A 17,826-nucleotide genomic window follows, 5' to 3' on the forward strand; every position below is an offset into this window, starting at 1 on the left:
TCAATGCGAGGCGCCACAGGCGCCTCGCATCGCAAATAATTGTGGGGAACGATGACAGATCAAAGCCAGCGGGCGGCAGGGCCTGACCAACCCGTTATCGACATTGACAAGCTTAGCGAGATCGTCGCCGAAGCCGACACCGGTGGGCGCAAGCCGACCGGCCGCACCGCGAAGCTGATCCTCGGCGTATCGCTGGCATGGTCGCTGTTCCAGCTCTGGTATGCCTCGCCCCTTCCGTTCATGCTCAATTTTGGTGTCGTCAGCGACGGCATCGCCCGCTCCATCCATCTGGCCTTCGCCCTGTTTCTGGCGATGCTGACGTTTCCGGCCTTCAAGACCTCGTCGCGCAGCCGGGTGCCGCTGCCCGACTGGGTGCTAGGCATCGCCGGGGCGGCGTCCGCCCTCTATCTGTTGGTCTTTTACAGCGATATCGCCCATCGGCCGGGCCTTCCTACTACGGCTGACCTGATCGTCTCGATCGCCGGCGTCCTCATCCTGCTCGAGGCCGCCCGTCGCGCCGTCGGGCCTGCCATCACCGTCATCGCGGCGATCATGCTGATCTATATCTTCGCCGGACCTCACCTACCTGGCCTGCTCGGCCACAAGGGCGCGACGTTATCGCGCGCAGCCTCGCAGATGTGGCTGACGTCGGAGGGGGTCTTCGGTGTTGCCCTCGGTGTGTCCACCAACGTCGTCTTCATGTTCGTTCTGTTCGGAACATTGCTGGAGCGCGCCGGCGCCGGCGGCTTTTTCATCCAGCTTGCCTTCTCGCTGCTCGGCAAATACCGCGGCGGTCCGGCCAAGGCCGGTGTCGTCGCTTCCGGCCTGACCGGCATGATTTCCGGGTCGTCGATCGCCAATGTCGTGACCACCGGAACCTTCACCATCCCGCTGATGCGTCGCGTCGGATATTCTGCGGTGAAGGCGGGCGCCATCGAATGCGCGGCCGGCGTCAATGGTCAGCTGATGCCTCCGGTGATGGGCGCCGCCGCGTTCTTGATCGCGGAATATGTCGGCATCTCCTATGCCGAGGTGGTCAAGCACGCCTTCTACCCGGCGCTGCTGACCTACGGCTCGTTGTTCTACATCGTCGATATCGAGGCGATGAAGATGGGGCTGAAGGGTCTGCCGTCGCGCAGCGCCCATTCGGCCTATCAGGGTGCGCTGCGCGGGCTGATGGGCGTATGCGGCTTCATCGTCCTCGCAGGGCTTGTCTATTACGGCATTGGCTGGACGAAGATCGTTTTCGGCGCGGCCGCGACCTGGATGATCACTGCCGCGCTGATCGCCGTTTACATCGGCCTTGTCGCCTACCGGGCGCGTTATCCCGACCTGCCGCTGGAGGATCTGGAGGGCGAGATCGTCAGGATTCCCCACTTCGGCGAGACGGCGCGCACCGGCCTGCATTTTCTGCTGCCTGTGATCCTGCTGATCTGGTGCCTGATGGTGGAGGAGTTGTCGCCCGGCCTGTCGGCATTCTGGGGCGCTGTCGCCCTTATGGCGCTGATCGTCACGCAGCGGCCGCTCACCGCCTTTTTCCGCAAGGACCGAGCGCTGGCGCAGCATTGGCTTGACGGTTTCGACGATCTGGTCGGTGGCCTGTCCGCCGCCGCACGCAACATGACGACGGTCGGCATTGCCACTGCGACGGCCGGCATCATCGTCGGCACGGTTCTGCTCACGGGCATCGGGCTGGTAATGACCGAGCTGGTCGAATTCATCTCGGGCGGCAGCTTCATCGTCATGCTTTTGTTCACCGCGGTGATCTGCATCATTCTCGGCATGGGCATGCCGACCACTGCGAGCTATGTCGTCGTCGCCACCTTGATGGCGCCGGTCATCGTCGATTTGGCGGCGCAGAACGATCTTGCCGTGCCGCTGGTCGCCGTCCACATGTTCGTTTTCTATTTCGGGCTGATGGCGGACGTGACGCCGCCAGTGGGGCTGGCGGCTTATGCTGCTGCGGCAATTTCAGGCGCCGATCCGGTGAAGACCGGCATTCAGGGCTTCAAGTACGAGATCCGTACCGGCCTCTTGCCATTCATCTTCATCTTCAACACCGGACTGCTGATGATCGATCTCGAAGGGCCGTTCGACTTCGTCGCGATGGTGGTCACATCGACGCTCGCCATGGTCTCGTTTGTAGCAGCGACGCAGAATTGGATGCTCGTGCGCAACCGCTGGTACGAGACGATTGCGTTGCTTGTGGCCTGTTTCATCTTGTTCAGACCGGGATTGTTGCTCGATCAGGTGAGCGAACCTTATCGGGCAGTGCCTGCCTCCGAACTCAGCCGTATCGTCGACGAGACAGCCGAAGGCGGAGCGGTTCGCCTGCGCCTGACGACACTGAACCTCAACGGCGATGAGATATCGAAGCTGGTTCGGCTACAACTCGGGCCCGCAAATTCATCGGCCGAACGCCTGAAGGCTGCGGGCCTGGACGTCAGTGCGCTTGGCGATAGCGTGACAGTCGGCGTCGTGCGACTGGGCAGCCAGGCGGCCAAATTCGGCCTGCAGCCCGGCGACGAAATCAACCAGGTGCTAGTCCCTGCGGAACGGACGTCGCGCTATTGGTTCGCCATTCCGGCTCTGCTGTTGCTCGGTCTCGTCGTCTGGGGCCAGAAGCGGCGAAGGCGGGCGGTTGGTCTGTAAACGTCTTGTGAGCGGAAGCGTCTTGGCCAGCATGTCGGTAACCAAAGAACCAAACGACGCCCTGGAGCCGGCTAACGCGGAAATGCGCATGACGACGCGCGACCGCCCCTTCGAACCCGTCGACTACGGGCTTTACGCGCTGACGGTCATTGCCTGGAGCGCATCGTGGTTCGCGATCGAACTTCAGGTCGGCAGCGGCGTGTCGAACGAGGTCAATCTGGTCTGGCGCTTCGCCATCGCCACGCTGCTGATGTTTGCCTGGGCGGGTTTTTCCGGTCGGCGGCTCCGCTTTCCGATCGCCGATCATTTGCGCTTTGCTGTGCTTGGCATCCTTATCTTCTCGTCGAACTTCCTGTTTTTCTATTATGGCGCCGGCTATCTCGTCAGCGGCTTGCTCTCGGTCGTCTTTTCGCTCGCCTCGGTCATCAACATGCTGCTCGGTGCCTTGGTCATCGGCGAGCGCCCGGCGCCGCGCATTCTCGCCGGCGGCATCATCGGCTTCGCCGGAATAGCGCTGATGTTCTTTCCCGAAATCGCTGCCAACGGGCTTTCCGGCGGCACGTTGGTGGGCCTTCTCCTGTGCCTCTGCGGCACGCTGAGCTTCTGCGCCGGCAATCTCGTCTCCGTCGCAAACCAGCGCCGCGACCTGCCGCTCGTTTCAACGAGCGCCTGGGGCATGCTTTATGGCACTCTGTGGTCGGCGTTCCTGGCCTTCCTGCTTGGTGAGCCGTTCGTGTTCGCGACGACCGCCCCTTATATCGGCTCGCTGGTCTTCCTCGCCGTCATATCGACGGTCATGGCTTTCGCCGCCTACCTGACGCTGCTCGGACGCATTGGCGGCGCCCGCGCCGGCTATGCGACCGTCATATTTCCCGTCTTTGCGCTTTTGATCTCCACGGCGCTGGAAGGTTATGACTGGACTGCGTACGCGATCATCGGGCTCGTCCTCGTTGCCGCCGGAAACGTCCTGGTCATTCGCGGAGGACGGCGCTGACGCATGCAATACTTCGCAATGCGCCGCCTTCCGCTGCGCGGGCCGCGCCACATAGGTGCACCGGATAGATGGGTCAGGGCGCCTTCTTCTTCTGTCTTTTTTATCCAGCTTGACTCTCTTGGTCGTCAGTTTAGGCTGCGGTCAATGGGTCAGACCAATGTACCAGGGTTGGCCCGGGAGGGAACTAAACGCGCATGCCGATCCAGGCCGTTGAACCACGCCGGCTTTACCGACAGGTAGCCGATCAGCTCAGGCAGCTGATCGATGCCGGCGAGTTTTCCGTCGGCGACCGCCTGCCGACCGAGCGGGATCTGGCCGACCAGCTCGGAATTTCCCGCCCGACAGTCCGTGAAGCGCTGATAGCGCTGGAGGTCGAAGGCCGCATACGCATCCGCGTCGGCTCGGGTATCTACGTCACCGATCCGCCGAGCGCCGCCGCCTCCGAACCCGAAGTCGAGGAAGGCCCGTTCGAGCTGTTGCGCGCGCGCGAATTCGTCGAAGGCGCGATCGCCGCCGAAGCGGCCCTCCATGTCCGGCCTGCAGATATCGAACGGCTCGACGACGTGCTGCGCCGGATGGAGGCCATGCGTCACCCCAACAAGATGACCATTGCGCTCGACCGGGAATTCCACACCGCTGTCGCCGGCATTCTCGAGAACGCGGTGCTGGTGCGCTTCATCGGCGAGCTTTTCGACCAGCGCATGAACCCGTACTTCGAACGCCTGTCAATCTATTTCGAGACCAGCGATTCCTGGCAGGTCGCGGCAAAGGAACATCGTGCCGTGCGCGATGCAATTGCCGCGCGCGACCCCGAGCGGGCCAAGGCCGCCATGCAGCAGCATCTGCGCCAGTCCCAAATCAGATTCTCACGCAATTTCGATGAGAGAGCCGCAGCCAAGGAGGTTGCGGAATAGCAGTTGGCCGGGGGGAGATCCGGCCGTCAAATTCAACCAGGGAGGAATTAGATGCTGAGAAAATACGCAGTTCTGCTCGGTGCGATCGCCGCAATTGCTATACCCATGGCGTCGGCCTCGGCGGAAACGGTCCTGAAATGGGCGCATGTCTACGAGACGACGGAGCCCTTCCACACCGAATCCGTGTGGGCGGCCGACGAGATCAAGAAGCGCACCCAAGGCCGCTACGCCATCGACGTCTATCCGGCCTCGCAGCTTGGCAAGGAAGCGGACATCAACCAGGGCCTGATGCTCGGCACCGTCGACATCATCATTTCCGGATCGAGCTTCGCGGCGCGCGAATATCCACCGATCGGCGTCACCTATTTCCCATACACTTTCCGCGATGCCGACCATCTGCTGAAATACACAAAGAGCGACGTCTACAAGGCCCTGACCAAGGGCTATGAGGACAAGACCGGCAATCATATCGTCGCCACCACCTATTACGGGACGCGGCAGACCACCTCGAACCGGCCGATCGCCAAGTGCTCCGACATGCAGGGCTTGAAGATGCGCGTTCCCGACGTGCCGGCCTACCTGGCCATGCCGCGTGCCTGCGGCGCCAACACGGCGCCGATTGCCTTCGCCGAGGTCTACCTGGCTCTGCAGAACGGCACGGTCGAGGCCCAGGAGAACCCGCTGACCACCATCGAAGCGAAGAAATTCTACGAGGTGCAGAAGAACATCGTGCTGACTGGCCACATCGTCGATCATCTCAACACCATCATATCGGCGTCGCGCTGGGCCTCGCTGTCCGACGAGGACAAGAAGATCTTCACCGAGGTGATGCAGGAGGCCGCCGCCCGCGCCACGGCGAAGATCGTCGCCCGCGAAAAGGAACTGGTGCAGGTATTCAAGGACCGCGGCATCACCGTAACCGATGTCGACCGTGCCGACTTCGAGAAGAATGTGCTGGAGAAGGTCACCTTCGAGGAGTTCGGCTACAACAAGGCCGATTGGGAAGCGATCCGCGCCATCAAGTAGGGCATCGGGAAATCGGATGCTCAACCAAGAGGATAGGGCGGCAATCGGATTCGCCACTTGCCCATCCGTCCGGCTTCAAATTGCGCCGGACGGCCTTTCCAATCCTTGACGACCCACCAGCTTCGGGAGCCCGCGCCAATGGCCGAGGAACACCACACCGAGATCACCGTCGAAGAGATCGCGCACGCCTTCGAGGAGGTGCCGGTCGACGTCGACCTGTCGGACCACGGTATCGAGGATTGGGTCACGCTTGCCGTGTTCTGGGGCATGGTCGTCTGTGTCTTCCTGCAGTTCTTCACCCGCTATGCGCTGAACAACAGCTTTGCCTGGACCGAGGAGATCGCCATCAACGCGCTCGTCGTCGTTGTCTTTCTCGGTGCCGCCATGTGCGTGCGCCTTTCGCGCCATATCCATGTCGACGTGCTTTACCACTATCTGCCGGAGCGTGTCGGCCGCTGGCTGGCGCTCGCCGTCGATATTGTCCGCATCGCATTCTTCGCCTACGGATCGTGGCTGATGTGGCGCTACGTCACGATCGTGGCGCATGAGCGCATGGTCACCGTCAACCTGCCGCGGCGCTGGTTCTTCTACGCCGTACTGGCGGGCTTCGTGCTGATGCTTCTGCGCTCGATCCAGGTCTTTATCGGCAATTACCGGCGCGGCTATTCGGTGCTCGAGCGTCCCGGTGCGTTCGAGACAGCGGGGGTCTGAGCGATGCTGCTTCTGGTAGGGGGCTTTCTTGTCCTGATGCTCATCGGCGTGCCGGTCGCTGTTTCGATGGCGGCCGCCTCGATCCTTTACCTCATCATCTACGGCGTGGCGCCCGATATCATCGCAGCCCAGCGCATGATCGCCGGGGTGGAGAGCTTTCCGCTGCTCGCCGTGCCCTTCTTCATCCTGGCCGGCAACCTCATGAACATCGCCGGCGTCACCGGGCGCATCTATTCCTTCGCCCTTGCCCTGGTCGGCTGGATGAAGGGCGGCCTGGCGCAGGTCAACATCATCGGATCGGTGATCTTTTCCGGCATGTCGGGCACCGCGCTCGCCGACGCCGCCGGCATCGGCACCATCGAGATCAAGGCGATGAAGGACCACGGCTATCCTATCGACGCCGCGGTCGGGGTTACCGCCGCTTCCGCCACGCTCGGGCCGATCTTTCCGCCCTCGCTGCCCTTCGTCATCTACGGCATGATGGCCAATGTCTCGATCGGCGCGCTGTTCATGGCCGGCATCCTGCCCGGCGTGGTCATGACCGTGCTGATGATGATTACGGTTGCCATCTTTGCGTACAATCGCGGCTGGGGTTCCGACACGCCTTTCGAGCTTCGGCGGCTCGCCGAAGCGGCGGGCGAGGTGCTGGTGGTGGCTGCCTTTCCGATTGGCTGCTATGTGCTTGTGCAGCTTGGCCTGTCGATCAACATCGCGGTCGGCATCGCGCTGCTGCTGCTGATCGCCGCGGACTGGTATTTCGATTTCTCCGCGGTCATGGCGCTGATGACGCCGGTCATCCTGATCGGCGGCATGACGATGGGCTGGTTCACGCCGACCGAGGCGGCGATGGCGGCCGTGATCTGGTCGCTTTTCCTCGGGCTGGTGCGCTACCGCACGATGACGCTGCGTTTGCTTGCCAAGGCCAGCTTCGACACGATCGAAACGACCGCGTCGGTGCTGTTCATCGTTACCGCCGCATCGATCTTCGCCTGGCTGCTCACCGTCAGCCAGGCGGCACAGCTGTTTTCGAACTTCATTTTCGCGCTCACCGAAAACAAATGGGTCTTCCTGATCCTGGTCAACATCCTGATGCTGGTGGTCGGCTGCTTCCTCGATACGATCGCCGCGATCACGATTCTGGTGCCGATCCTGCTGCCGGTCGCCGCCGTCTACAGCATCAACCCGGTGCATTTCGGCCTGATCATGACGCTCAACCTGATGATCGGGCTTTTGCACCCGCCGCTCGGCATGGTGCTGTTCGTGCTGTCGCGCGTCGCCAAGCTTTCGGTCGAGCGCACCACCATGGCGATCCTGCCGTGGCTGGTGCCGCTTATCGTGGCGCTGCTTCTGATCACCTTCATACCCGCCATCACGCTTTGGCTGCCGACCGAGATGGGACTGATCCGGTGAGCGGCCAGGTGACTGCGGCGACGCTGTTCGGCCCGCAGGACCTGCGCGTCGTGGAGCATCCGCTCGAACCGCTGGCACCAGGCATGGTGCGGGTGCGCTTTGGGGCAGGGGGCATCTGCGGCTCCGACCTGCATTATTTCCGCCATGCCCGGACCGGCGACTTCGTCGTCACCTCGCCGCTTGTCCTCGGCCATGAAATCTCCGGCGAAGTCGTCGAGATCAACGGCGCGGCACCCGGCCTGGGCGTCGGCGACCATGTCGCGGTCAATCCGTCGCGCTGGTGCGGGCATTGCGCGCGATGCCTGGAAGAGCGCGCCAATCTCTGCGAAAACATCTACTTCATGGGTTCGGCATCGAAGACGCCACATATGCAGGGCGGCTTCGCCAGCCTGTTCGACGCCACGCCCGCGCAATGTTTCAAGGTTCCATCTGACGTGGCCTACCAGGCGGCCGCACTTGCCGAGCCGCTGGCGGTCAGCCTGCACGCCGTTGCGCGGGCGGGCGACATCAGGGGCCGCAACGTCATCCTGTTCGGTGCCGGCCCCATCGGTCTCTTGGCCATGCTTGCGGCCAGGCTTGCCGGCTGCGCTGAGCTTACGGTCGCCGATATCGCCGCCGCTCCGCTCGCCTTCGCCCGCAGTTTGGGCGCCGACAGGACGATCGACCTTTCCGGCGGCGACGCCGAGCTCCAGGCGCTTGCTGCCGGCGGTTCGCTTGATGTGGCGTTCGAGATTTCAGGTACTGCCGCCGGCCTTGCCGCGGCGATCGCCAGCGTCCAGCGCGGCGGCACGGTGGTCCAGGTCGGCAATCTTCCCGGTGGCCAGATCCCGCTGCCTGCCAATGCAGTGATGGCCAAGGAGATCGACCTCAAAGGCACATTCCGCTTCGGCACGGAGTTCGGCCGGGCGGTCGATCTCATCGTTTCGGGGGAGGTGGATGTCCTCAAGCTGGTGACCGCCGAGCGCACGCTTTCTTCCGCGCCCGACGCCTTCCTTCTTGCCGCCGACCGTTCACAAAGCGTCAAGGTCGTGCTCACTGCGGACTGATCGGGAAACGGCCCAAACGCATTGAGCCGCGCGAGAACGTTGGCAGTCAAACTCAATCACTTGTTCTGTGCTGACGTTTCGTGGAACGGGTCGCTCAGATGGAACGCCGGCTCAGGGAAGAGGGAAATCACGCCGTGTGCAGTCCGCCAAAGATAGTCCTGGCTTTGAACTGCAGAACCAAGTTGTTATGGGCGGCTGGAAGCGACTAAGTGCCGTGTCCATTTCGGACAACATGTTCGCATCTGTCTGCTTGCAGTTGTCTGGGCTGTCGTTACAGACGAGGATAGCGCCCGCGGCACGTTTCGACTGCTGGCCGGTCATCGTGCCGAACGCCGTTGAGAATTGCATTGCGCGTGCGACCGCGCTTTTCCACAAATATATCGGCTCAATCGCGATTGCATGTGTGTCGTTTACACAGTCGGCTATGGTTTTGTCGCTCAGCCGCATCTGCGTCACCATTCCAGCACAGAATTGCGACTGTAGTTCCGCTTGCTCATCTCCGATTGCGAGCCCTGCAATCTCTGACCTTGCGCGGTCGGAAAGTGACACGATGTAAGGGGGCCGCGGGCCGTACCGGTCAACATAAGAAAATTCACAGGTATTCATACCCGTAGCTGAATCGTGTTCTTGAGAACCAGTAAGCTTTCCGAAAGTGATGATCGACTGTCCGGCGTCCAAGGTTGGAAAAAACTTCCTCTGGGATTGAATGTCATAGAAGTCGAAATAATAATCCATGCCGGCGCCGTCGGAGGTCTGCAATGCGCAGCGAAAATTCGATCTGATCGAGGCGGTAGAATAGCCGGTATTCTTTCCGCCGACGCGGATCAAAGAGATGTATTGCGTCACCCTGTCCGTTTGGTCGCTCACTCCGCGATCGTCTAGACCTACATTGACAATGTCGGGATTAAATAGCTCGGCCGTCACATAGGCTCTGTCTTGGTCGAACCAACTCAGCATGGCAGCGACCGTCGGGGTGAAGAATGCAGTTAATAGCGCAGCCACTGCCGCAGGAAACCCGATCCAGTCGCGTACGAGTTTTGCACCAAGTGTCACCTTTTGCCATCTGGTTGCCCCTCTACCGAGATCTGCCAGGCAGTGAGGGCATCGAATGGCTTTTAAGGAGATCGGCTCGTCACATTTCGGACATTGCCTCCCAGAGCCGGGGAATACAGATCTCGGGTCGGCCGCTGCCGTTGCCTTCTCTGTGCCGTCTTCCATGCTTGCCTCCAAATAATCGCGACTTACAGTCGTGCCTTCATGGTTTGTTTGGCACGACGTCGCTGATCTGGACGTAAGGGGGTGGCTGGTCTCCCTTATTAAGTTTCGAGCGCGACGAGCCTGATGAGGTAAGCACCAGTTCAGCTGGACGTTTGCTCAGCAGCAGCTCGCGCAATTGGCTGCCGGAGTGTCGTTTGCTGCTGTCGGCAAGTGCCTTCGCTTGAATCAACGAAGCCAGACCTGCAATCAGCGCCGATGCGGCCGAGGTTCCGCCGAAGCGGGTATAGAGAAGCCCGGTCGGCAGGGGTGTTGTTTCGTCGATGACGTCCGCATCGCCGGCCAGGCGGGCAGGTACGTCAATCGCCAGAACACTGAAGGGTGAATATTCGGCTCCGGCCTTCGCACGTGCTGGCCCAACCGACCTGGCAATTGCGCTGCCCATCGCAGCGGCGAGGTCAATTCGTACGACATGGTCGGTGATCATAGCCTCGTCGTCACTCGGGCCGTAGATCGTAACGCCTGAAGCGTAGGTGCCGCTCGAGTAGGCGGAACGCCACCCCAGCTGATTGCCCGCGCCAACAACGATCAGAGATGTCGCTCCGAAGGGTGCCTCCGTCGCAGTCGCCAATGCCGCGGGATAGGCCGGTTCGGCCATTCCGTCATTCCCGGCCGCGAGAATGACCGGACGATCCGCTGCGATCGCTGCCAGGAGATGCTCAAAGATCTTCTTGTCGGTGGCCAACGCCTCGTCGTCGTCGAACCGCGTCATGCGAACACCCGTCCCAGACGCGTTCTTCCCTCTGGCCAACCTGCCGAGATCGTTCACCGATCGCGGCAGCAGAATGACATCGGCGCGACAGGCGACCGCGTGCAGAAGCGCGGTGACAAGTGGAGCGATTTCATGGCTGTAGGGGGTGGCGACCGGAATAATCGTCGCAAACGGATTCACGCCAAAGTACGGCAAAACGGCGCCATCGAGCGCAGGCGCCGACCCCGCCGGCGGCTCCTTCAGTGTCCGGCCTGCTATAAGACCGGCGCAAGAGGTGCCGTGTCCGGCAAAACGCTCTGCCGGATCGGCAGCGTTGACAAGCCGGGGCTCCCCTTCGGACATCGCTTTGATGCGCCGGGCAATATCGTCGCGAACGGCGTCGTCGGCGATCATTTTCAATATTGGAGCCATCGTCGCTTCAAGGTTCTGCCAGCCATCCCGGGCGGCGCGCCGGTCCTCCTCGCGATAGACTACTCCGTCGGTCGACACCGCCACGTCCAGCCGGGCTTCGATGCAGCTAGCTGGCAGATTTGGATGCCTCGATGTGCAGCCGCTGTCGATAATGGCGACCCGGCTCTCAGGCAGGCCCTTTGACCAGATTGGCGGCACAACGCCTGGTCTTTGCGCGTCGAGCAAGCCAATGCTGGCAAGATGCCAGAGATAGAAAAGAGGGGACTCGGTCCGCTCCTGTCCTGGTGCAGTGTCCGGTTCCATAGCTCCCCTCCCTCAGTGCCATTCCAGGAGAGCTTGACGCATCTCGCGGCTGCACAAATTGATGAAAAACGGTGCGAACTGCCTGGCCAGAGCCTGGCCGGCCTCCGTATCCGAACGGTAATGTAGCCCCGCGTGCTCACGGTTTTCGGCGACGCGCTCGGCAACGAAGAACAGTTCGGTTGTGCCGGGATGTTCCGGTATCAGGCGCGTGAGAACCTCGGCGATGCAGAACATTTGAAACGAATGGTTGCTTGGAAATGCCGCATGAGGCGGAACGGGGATGAATGGCCTCAACCGGGAGTCCACCTGGTTCGGTCGCTGGCGATTGAAGACGGCCTTGTAAAAGTAGCCAACGCGCTCGGCGACCTGCAGGATCAGTTCGATCATCCTCTCAGTACTGTCGAAGCCGCCGCTTTCGATGCCGAGAGGGGCAAAGATGTCCGACAGATTGGATGTGTCGGCCTGCGACAGGATCTCTTCCTGCCTGGCGCGATCGTTGACAAGGCTCAGTTGGTGAACGTGAAGCGCTGCAATTTCGGCGGCAGCTTCCGACGGACCCGGCGGCGGTTTTATCTGCAGGGCCTCGAAAGGGTAAGTCCCGTCCAACATCCCCGCAGCGTAAAGCCGCCTCACGACGTCCCAGGACGCGAGAACCTCGCCGACTGCGCCGCCGCCGCGCTCCACCTGCGCAGTTGATCTTGAACGTGATCGCGATCGCGATCTTGACCGCGAGCGGGACCGTGAGCGCGAAAGGACTTCGAAGCTGCTGCGGGAACGCGATAGGGATCCCGCAAAGGCCGCAGCGAACTTGTTCGCATTGGGCAGATCTTTAAAAAATTCCGTGAAGAGAGCGTTGTCTGTTTGAAGAAAGCCGATTTCGCCGCGTCTTGTCAGGACGATATTCGAACTGATCCTAAAATCCAGTTGGTCAACAGGTTGAAGTCCCATCTCTTTGTCCCCCATTTGCCCGGCAGCCTTCTTCGAAAAGGCTGCCCCGTGTTATAATTTCTGCAAGCGGTCGTCATGCCGGCTTCTGGAACATCGCCTTCAGTTGGTTGGCCGCGTATGGAAGAAAGAGCGATGCGCCGTAGAAAAGAAAATTCCCGACACTGGTGACGATTCCAGAAACCTGATCGGGCCGCACGATCGCAAAGTAGAGGACGACGTTGCTCGCGCCCCAGAATAGCGTAACCATCAAAGATGCCCCAAGCATGCCGGCTACACGACTGTAGCTCTCGACAGGAGCTACGCCGTTGTCGTCCTGGATATTCTTCTCCAACATAATCGATTTGTAGTCAATGCTTGTGAATACGGAGCGCAGAAGAAATATAGTCGCTCCGTTGAAAGCAATCAAAAGTCCCCATACCGGATAATTGTCCATTTTATTTCTCCCACAGAGTGATCGCGTTTCGGGTGTGGACGCCACCGCAACCGATGGCGTCCATTGATTTGGGGAATGTCAGGCGGAAGACGACTGCAGGGCGTCGAATATCCACCCGCCGCAGTTCAGGCGTCCGTTTCCATCATCGGTGCCGTAGGCTCGCAATCGGCGAATCCCGTCGGCCCCGATGCTTAGGCGGCAGTCATGCGGCCGGCCTGCAAGGACTAGAAACGGCTTGGCGTCCGGCTGATCGATTTTTTCCAGCATTTCGAACACGGTGTCGTCGCCGTCCTGTTTGACCTTGCGTGCGTGAATGCGGTTATTGGCGGCAAATAGCCCATGCTTGCTATTCGGGAAGTCGAACAGATGCGTGTCGCTGATCGAGAGCGTGTCGTCCTTGAGCTCGACGATTAACGTCTCTGACGAGGCCGGCGTGATCGGCCGAGCTGGATCTTCACAGCGGCTATGACTAAGTTGGTTCGCCATACGCGTGCGAAAGTTGTTCATCACATCATCTCCTTTGCTTTGGCGGCGAGTTCAGACTCGAAAGGATCGTCGGGGATGATCGCGTGCAGAGGCCCAACGGGGTTGGACTTCATGACGTCGATCAGGTTGCGGCCAAGACGCACACCTTCGACAGCGTCCATCTGCCAATGCACACCGAGATAGAGACGGCTGACGGCATTCTCATGGATTGCCTGGGCAAGCGTCATCTGGCGGACATGGTGGGGACGCACGGACCCGTCCGGGTCGATGGCGCGGCCATCATACTCATCGGATACGAAGGCAAAGACGAGATCTTTGCCGCCGCCCAGAGCTTCAAGCAGCTCGCTTGCGAGCCCGAAGCAGGTTGAACCGAAGGTCGCATGCCCCGATGGATAGGCCGGAAACTGCGGCGTTCGTGACTTCGGACCATCGCCGCCACGCGGGACGGAATTCGTCTGTGGTGCCCCGAGGGGGGCCCAATGCGCATCCGATTCGACCAGCGAAGGTGTGTCGGGTGGCAATTCGAGCCATGCCTTGATGGAGGTATAGTCCGGTTTGCCGGCCTCTCCGGCGGGCATTGAGAGCCTGGCCTGATCGAAGGTCGGCACGGACGCGGTACCCTCCCTGAATCCGGCCTCGTTGGTGCGAAGCAAGGTTGCCGGCCGTGCGACATGATAGGTGAATTTTTCGCGCCACGCGGCAATGCCGGCATCGGCCATTCCCAGGTTGCAGATGGCCAGCAGAACGGCCAACGCCTCCGTCGAGAAGTTCGCCTGCTCCGCGATCGCGTGAAGACATTGATTGTAGAGGCGCGGCGGCAAGCCGATCCCGCGAACCCCGTCATAGGCCCAGAAGGTTCCGATGAGCGTTTCCTCGGCTGTTCGTGTCAACCGGTCGGTCCCTGGAGCAGCGCCTTTGCCGGCGACCAGGTCGCGATCCGCCGGCCAGTTCATTGCTTCGAGAAACGACCCCAGGGGCTCTGTCTGGCCCGGCTGCGGCGGCCGCTCTCCAAGGGCCTCGCTTGGCCCGACAAACTCTATCGCGCCGGCAGGGTAGGTGACGAAGGGCCTAACGTCGAAACCCCATGTCGCACCCAGCACGGCGGCGCCCAGGGGCGAATAGGGGTCAAGGCTGAAGGTTCCTGGTAGGCCGAAGGCGCGGTATTGCCTATCCCGTGTTCCCGAACCGTCGGCGGACCGAGCGTCCGCGAGCATCCGGCCGATGGCAGCGCCATACTCGAGCCCGTTTTCGATCGCCTGCGCCGACTGGCCCTTTTCATACAGATGCAGTCGGTATTCCGTAACGAGCTGCTCAACGAAGGCGTCTTCGAACAACAGCCGGATCGTGACCGACGCCGCTCCGGCGACAGCGGCTTCACGGCTGATCACGGCAGGCGCGGCAGGGAGCATGGGCTGATATGCGGCCAGCCGAGCAAACCGATGATGGTTGTTGTGGAATGAAGCCGGATCGGCCATCAGCAGGGCGTCGTACATGGCGATATGCACGATTGCCAGCGCGCGGGACGCACGCGTCGGCCCGCCCACTTTCGGTTCAAGCTTTGTTCGGCCTTTTCCGGCCTCGTCGATGCCCGTTCCATCGCCGAACGTATAGTCCTGGCGTTGCGCTTCGAGTGAAGCCCTGCTCCAGAACAAGATCGGATCAAATTGATCTAACATTTTTTTAGCCTCCATCTTGGTAGCGCAAGCAAGATTTTGATTTCAGTGCGCCGCCGACGCGGGAAATGACCATGCCCGCGTTCCAAAACCGTCCGAATTTCCGTCGTTGTTGCGTGAAAAATGCGTGAAAAGACCATCACTGAACGCGCGATCGAGTGAGATTGTGTATTCTTTTGCGGTCTATGCTATAGAGATGGCCGGGGTTTCGAGGGTAGGCTGGAAATGGCCATGCAACTCATCGCGCGGCTTACGCTGCGGGGCATCTTTCGACTTGAGGATATGCACGGCCGTCAGATTGCCGTGCCGAGCAAGAAGGCACGTGCCTTGCTTGCGATTCTTGCGTTTTCCCGGAACGGGGAGCGTTCCCGAGCCTCGCTGCAGGACATGCTATGGGGGCGATGCGAGAAGACGGAGTCTCAAAACAGCCTTCGACGCGAGCTGTCATCGTTGCGCGCGCTGCTCGCGGGGGACTTGGCCGATCTGCTTCATATCGATCGCGAAACCGTCTGCCTTCGGCTCGACCGGTGTGACGTCGACGCATTGGGCGAGGGTGAAAGCGCTCAGACGAACGGAACGCTTCTTGAAGGCCTCGACATTGCTGGAGAGGAAGGGTTCGAGGAATGGCTGCGCGAGAGGCGAAGCCAGCGGCAAACGGCGGCGCCGAGAGTGACCAGTCCGGGGGCCGACGACACTCGACGCAGTGGCGCGCAGCCCGACAGGCGTCTGGTCGTGAGCATCGGCTTGGATGCTTGGCACAATGGTGCGGTCGGCGCCATGATTTTGCCTGAACTCTTTCGGCAGGCCGTCATCTCCGGCCTTGAGGAAACGGGCTGCTTTCGGGTTTCCGTCCCGGATCCCGCTCGCAACGGGCCGCGAAGTGCTGCCGACGCGCAGGACTTGGATCTGCTGATCAAGACGGAGAGCGCCTACGATACTCTGGCGGTTGCCATTATGTGCGTCGGTTCGACCAACCGGGACGTTATGGTCAGCATGAGTACGGTGGTAAAGCTTGGCGGAAAGACGCTGGCACTGGAGCGGGATCTTCAGGCCTTCGCAACCAACTGTGTTGACCGTCTCCTGCACCGGAACATTCTCTCGCTCGATGCGCTGGACGATTCCCATCTCAGCCGAAAACGGCTTCTGACTGCTACAGCGCAGATGTTCAGCCTTAGCCCGTCCGACGTCAGAGCCAGCCGTGCGACGCTGACCGAAGCAAATGGACTCAGCCGCCAGGGCATCTTTCATGCTTGGCGCGCGTATCAGGCTGTATTTCTTTACGACCGTTCGCATGCCTACGACTATCGCCTTACGATCGAAGAGTGCAAGGACGACATGCGCGTGGCTATGGACCTTGATCCATTTAATGGCGCAGCCCTGTCTCTATGCGCCCACGTACACGCGTTCCTCCTTCAAGATTTCACTACTGCCGGAGAATATTTGGAAAAAGCAAGGCAGACGGGTACACAAAATGTCATGTACTACGACGCATTCTCTATGCTAAACTTCTATACTGGACGTTATTCAGAGGCTAGGGCAGCGGCTAAGAAGGCAGAGATACTTGGAAAGAACTTGACGTTTCGATATTGCTTCGCGACGTCACTGTGCATGATTGAGGCGATGTCGGGTGATTTCGAAGCGGCCGCCCGCGAGGGGCGTCGCGCTCTCGCGCTTGAACCGGGGGGGCGCGAGATTTCGTATCCCCCGACACTCCGCTATTATGGGGCTGCGTTGGCGCATCTCGGCCTCAAGGACGAGGCCCGCGAACTGTTCGGCCAGCTTCGGACGAAGGACCCTGATATCGCCAGCCAGAAAATCAGAAACAATTTCGGGCCATTTCCCAACCCGAGAAGCGTTGAATTGATAGGTTCGGCTCTGGCTAGCGTCGGTCTTTAGGCGGCATTTCATCGACGACGTATCGAGATCGAACTCGGTCGTTCGGATTGATTGGGCCTCGGCCGTTAGAGCGGTGCAGCCTCCTGCCGATATGTCCGGAACGGACCCTTGAGCGACCCGAGACACACCCTGTCGCCAGCGTTGTCGACATAGTAGTGTCGTTGCCGCCATAGCCGACCATCGTATCGGCGCCGCCACGGCCGGCGGCTTCGCCAGCCTGTTCGACGCCACGCCCGCGCAATGTTTCAAGGTTCCATCTGACGTGGCCTACCAGGCGGCCGCACTTGCCGAGCCGCTAGCGGTCAGCCTGCACGCCGTCGCGCGGGCGGGCGACATCAGGGGCCGCAACGTCATCCTGTTCGGTGCCGGCCCCATCGGTCTCTTGACCATGCTCGCGGCCAGGCTTGCCGGCTGCGCTGAGCTTACGGTCGCCGATATCGCCGCCGCTCCGCTCGCCTTCGCCCGCAGTTTGGGCGCCGACAGGACGATCGACCTTTCCGGCGGCGACGCCGAGCTCCAGGCGCTTGCTGCCGGCGGTTCGCTTGATGTGGCGTTCGAGATTTCTGGCAGCGCGGCCGGCCTTGCCGCGGCGATCGCCAGTGTCCGGCGCGGCGGCACGGTGGTCCAGGTCGGCAATCTTCCCGGTGGCCAGATCCCGCTGCCTGCCAATGCAGTGATGGCCAAGGAGATCGACCTCAAAGGCACCTTCCGCTTCGGTACGGAGTTCGGTCGCGCAGTCGATTTCATCGTGTCGGGAGAGGTGGACGTCCTGAAACTGGTGACCGCCGAGCGCACGCTTTCTTGCGCCCCCGATGCCTTCCGACTTGCCGTCGACCGTTCACAGAGTGTCAAGGTCGTGCTGACCGCGGACTGAATCATGGTTTTGCCAGATCGTTAGCAGCCATAACTCATTGCGAACGGACGAAACTCAGAACG

The 17,826-nt window shown here is 61.0% G+C and carries 14 protein-coding genes and 1 pseudogene; 9 read left to right on the forward strand and 6 right to left on the reverse strand.

The window, feature by feature from the left end:
- The first annotated feature begins 51 nt into the window (after positions 1-51).
- The 7 genes from NKJ73_RS23005 (at position 52) to NKJ73_RS23035 (ending at position 8,753) form a co-directional block, all read left to right on the forward strand.
- Positions 52-2,652, forward strand: coding sequence for a TRAP transporter permease (locus NKJ73_RS23005; RefSeq protein ID WP_352571213.1), 2,601 nt, complete (start codon positions 52-54; stop codon positions 2,650-2,652).
- An 88-nt stretch (positions 2,653-2,740) separates the two neighbouring features.
- On the forward strand, positions 2,741-3,646 hold the full coding sequence (locus NKJ73_RS23010; RefSeq protein ID WP_023674272.1) for a DMT family transporter: 906 nt from the start codon (positions 2,741-2,743) through the stop codon (positions 3,644-3,646).
- Between the two features lie 194 nt (positions 3,647-3,840).
- The gene (locus NKJ73_RS23015; RefSeq protein ID WP_352452148.1) at positions 3,841-4,560 is read left to right on the forward strand and encodes a FadR/GntR family transcriptional regulator; all 720 of its coding nucleotides are present in this window, start codon (positions 3,841-3,843) and stop codon (positions 4,558-4,560) included.
- Positions 4,561-4,611: 51 nt separating this feature from the next.
- Entirely contained in the window at positions 4,612-5,586 is a 975-nt protein-coding gene (locus NKJ73_RS23020) for a sialic acid TRAP transporter substrate-binding protein SiaP (RefSeq protein ID WP_502894239.1), read from the forward strand.
- A gap of 138 nt (positions 5,587-5,724) precedes the next feature.
- Positions 5,725-6,297 (forward strand): TRAP transporter small permease, encoded by a 573-nt coding sequence (locus NKJ73_RS23025; RefSeq protein ID WP_352571215.1) that lies wholly within the window; start codon positions 5,725-5,727, stop codon positions 6,295-6,297.
- 3 nt (positions 6,298-6,300) lie between these two features.
- On the forward strand, positions 6,301-7,707 hold the full coding sequence (locus NKJ73_RS23030; protein ID WP_352571216.1) for a TRAP transporter large permease: 1,407 nt from the start codon (positions 6,301-6,303) through the stop codon (positions 7,705-7,707).
- Positions 7,704-8,753, forward strand: a complete 1,050-nt coding sequence (locus NKJ73_RS23035) for an L-idonate 5-dehydrogenase (RefSeq protein ID WP_352571217.1) — start codon at positions 7,704-7,706, stop codon at positions 8,751-8,753. The genes NKJ73_RS23030 and NKJ73_RS23035 overlap by 4 nt, the downstream gene beginning before the upstream one ends.
- Positions 8,754-8,864: 111 nt before the next feature.
- On the opposite strand, the gene NKJ73_RS23040 is transcribed toward NKJ73_RS23035, so the two are convergent.
- From NKJ73_RS23040 to NKJ73_RS23065, 6 genes are all read right to left on the reverse strand, one after another.
- The gene (locus NKJ73_RS23040; RefSeq protein ID WP_352571218.1) at positions 8,865-9,971 is read right to left on the reverse strand and encodes a hypothetical protein; all 1,107 of its coding nucleotides are present in this window, start codon (positions 9,969-9,971) and stop codon (positions 8,865-8,867) included.
- Positions 9,972-10,008: 37 nt separating this feature from the next.
- Positions 10,009-11,454 carry a S8 family serine peptidase gene (locus NKJ73_RS23045; RefSeq protein ID WP_352571219.1) on the reverse strand — a complete coding sequence of 482 codons (1,446 nt, stop codon included), beginning with the start codon at positions 11,452-11,454 and terminating at the stop codon, positions 10,009-10,011.
- A gap of 12 nt (positions 11,455-11,466) precedes the next feature.
- Entirely contained in the window at positions 11,467-12,417 is a 951-nt protein-coding gene (locus NKJ73_RS23050) for a phosphatase PAP2 family protein (RefSeq protein ID WP_084641896.1), read from the reverse strand.
- Positions 12,418-12,475: 58 nt separating this feature from the next.
- A complete protein-coding gene (locus NKJ73_RS23055) occupies positions 12,476-12,835 on the reverse strand; it encodes a hypothetical protein (RefSeq protein ID WP_031213365.1) in 360 nt (119 codons plus the stop codon).
- A gap of 78 nt (positions 12,836-12,913) precedes the next feature.
- Positions 12,914-13,342, reverse strand: coding sequence for a hypothetical protein (locus tag NKJ73_RS23060; protein WP_023680785.1), 429 nt, complete (start codon positions 13,340-13,342; stop codon positions 12,914-12,916).
- On the reverse strand, positions 13,342-14,997 hold the full coding sequence (locus NKJ73_RS23065) for a vanadium-dependent haloperoxidase (RefSeq protein WP_352571220.1): 1,656 nt from the start codon (positions 14,995-14,997) through the stop codon (positions 13,342-13,344). Before NKJ73_RS23065 ends, NKJ73_RS23060 begins: the two co-directional genes overlap by 1 nt.
- Before the next feature lie 228 nt (positions 14,998-15,225).
- Between NKJ73_RS23065 and NKJ73_RS23070 the strand changes: the two genes are divergently transcribed.
- Together NKJ73_RS23070 and NKJ73_RS23075 are read left to right on the forward strand one after the other, a co-directional pair.
- The gene (locus NKJ73_RS23070; RefSeq protein ID WP_156937507.1) at positions 15,226-16,890 is read left to right on the forward strand and encodes an AfsR/SARP family transcriptional regulator; all 1,665 of its coding nucleotides are present in this window, start codon (positions 15,226-15,228) and stop codon (positions 16,888-16,890) included.
- 202 nt (positions 16,891-17,092) lie between these two features.
- Positions 17,093-17,764 (forward strand): annotated as a pseudogene (locus tag NKJ73_RS23075) (zinc-binding dehydrogenase); the annotation flags it as partial.
- Positions 17,765-17,826: the final 62 nt, after the last annotated feature.

The sequence above is a fragment of the Mesorhizobium sp. M0074 genome, from assembly GCF_040322975.1.
In the GTDB taxonomy this organism is placed as follows: Bacteria; Pseudomonadota; Alphaproteobacteria; order Rhizobiales; family Rhizobiaceae; genus Mesorhizobium.

Excerpts from the sequence above, each read along its gene's own strand:
- NKJ73_RS23025 (WP_352571215.1), top strand. The coding sequence starts at position 5,725 with ATGGCCGAGGAACACCACACCGAGATCACCGTCGAAGAGATCGCGCAC.
- NKJ73_RS23045 (WP_352571219.1), bottom strand. The coding sequence starts at position 11,454 with ATGGAACCGGACACTGCACCAGGACAGGAGCGGACCGAGTCCCCTCTT.
- NKJ73_RS23060 (WP_023680785.1), bottom strand. The coding sequence starts at position 13,342 with ATGAACAACTTTCGCACGCGTATGGCGAACCAACTTAGTCATAGCCGC.
- NKJ73_RS23040 (WP_352571218.1), bottom strand. The coding sequence starts at position 9,971 with ATGGAAGACGGCACAGAGAAGGCAACGGCAGCGGCCGACCCGAGATCT.
- NKJ73_RS23055 (WP_031213365.1), bottom strand. The coding sequence starts at position 12,835 with ATGGACAATTATCCGGTATGGGGACTTTTGATTGCTTTCAACGGAGCG.
- NKJ73_RS23020 (WP_502894239.1), top strand. The coding sequence starts at position 4,612 with ATGCTGAGAAAATACGCAGTTCTGCTCGGTGCGATCGCCGCAATTGCT.
- NKJ73_RS23015 (WP_352452148.1), top strand. The coding sequence starts at position 3,841 with ATGCCGATCCAGGCCGTTGAACCACGCCGGCTTTACCGACAGGTAGCC.
- NKJ73_RS23010 (WP_023674272.1), top strand. The coding sequence starts at position 2,741 with ATGACGACGCGCGACCGCCCCTTCGAACCCGTCGACTACGGGCTTTAC.
- NKJ73_RS23065 (WP_352571220.1), bottom strand. The coding sequence starts at position 14,997 with ATGTTAGATCAATTTGATCCGATCTTGTTCTGGAGCAGGGCTTCACTC.
- NKJ73_RS23050 (WP_084641896.1), bottom strand. The coding sequence starts at position 12,417 with ATGGGGGACAAAGAGATGGGACTTCAACCTGTTGACCAACTGGATTTT.
- NKJ73_RS23005 (WP_352571213.1), top strand. The coding sequence starts at position 52 with ATGACAGATCAAAGCCAGCGGGCGGCAGGGCCTGACCAACCCGTTATC.
- NKJ73_RS23070 (WP_156937507.1), top strand. The coding sequence starts at position 15,226 with ATGCAACTCATCGCGCGGCTTACGCTGCGGGGCATCTTTCGACTTGAG.
- NKJ73_RS23030 (WP_352571216.1), top strand. The coding sequence starts at position 6,301 with ATGCTGCTTCTGGTAGGGGGCTTTCTTGTCCTGATGCTCATCGGCGTG.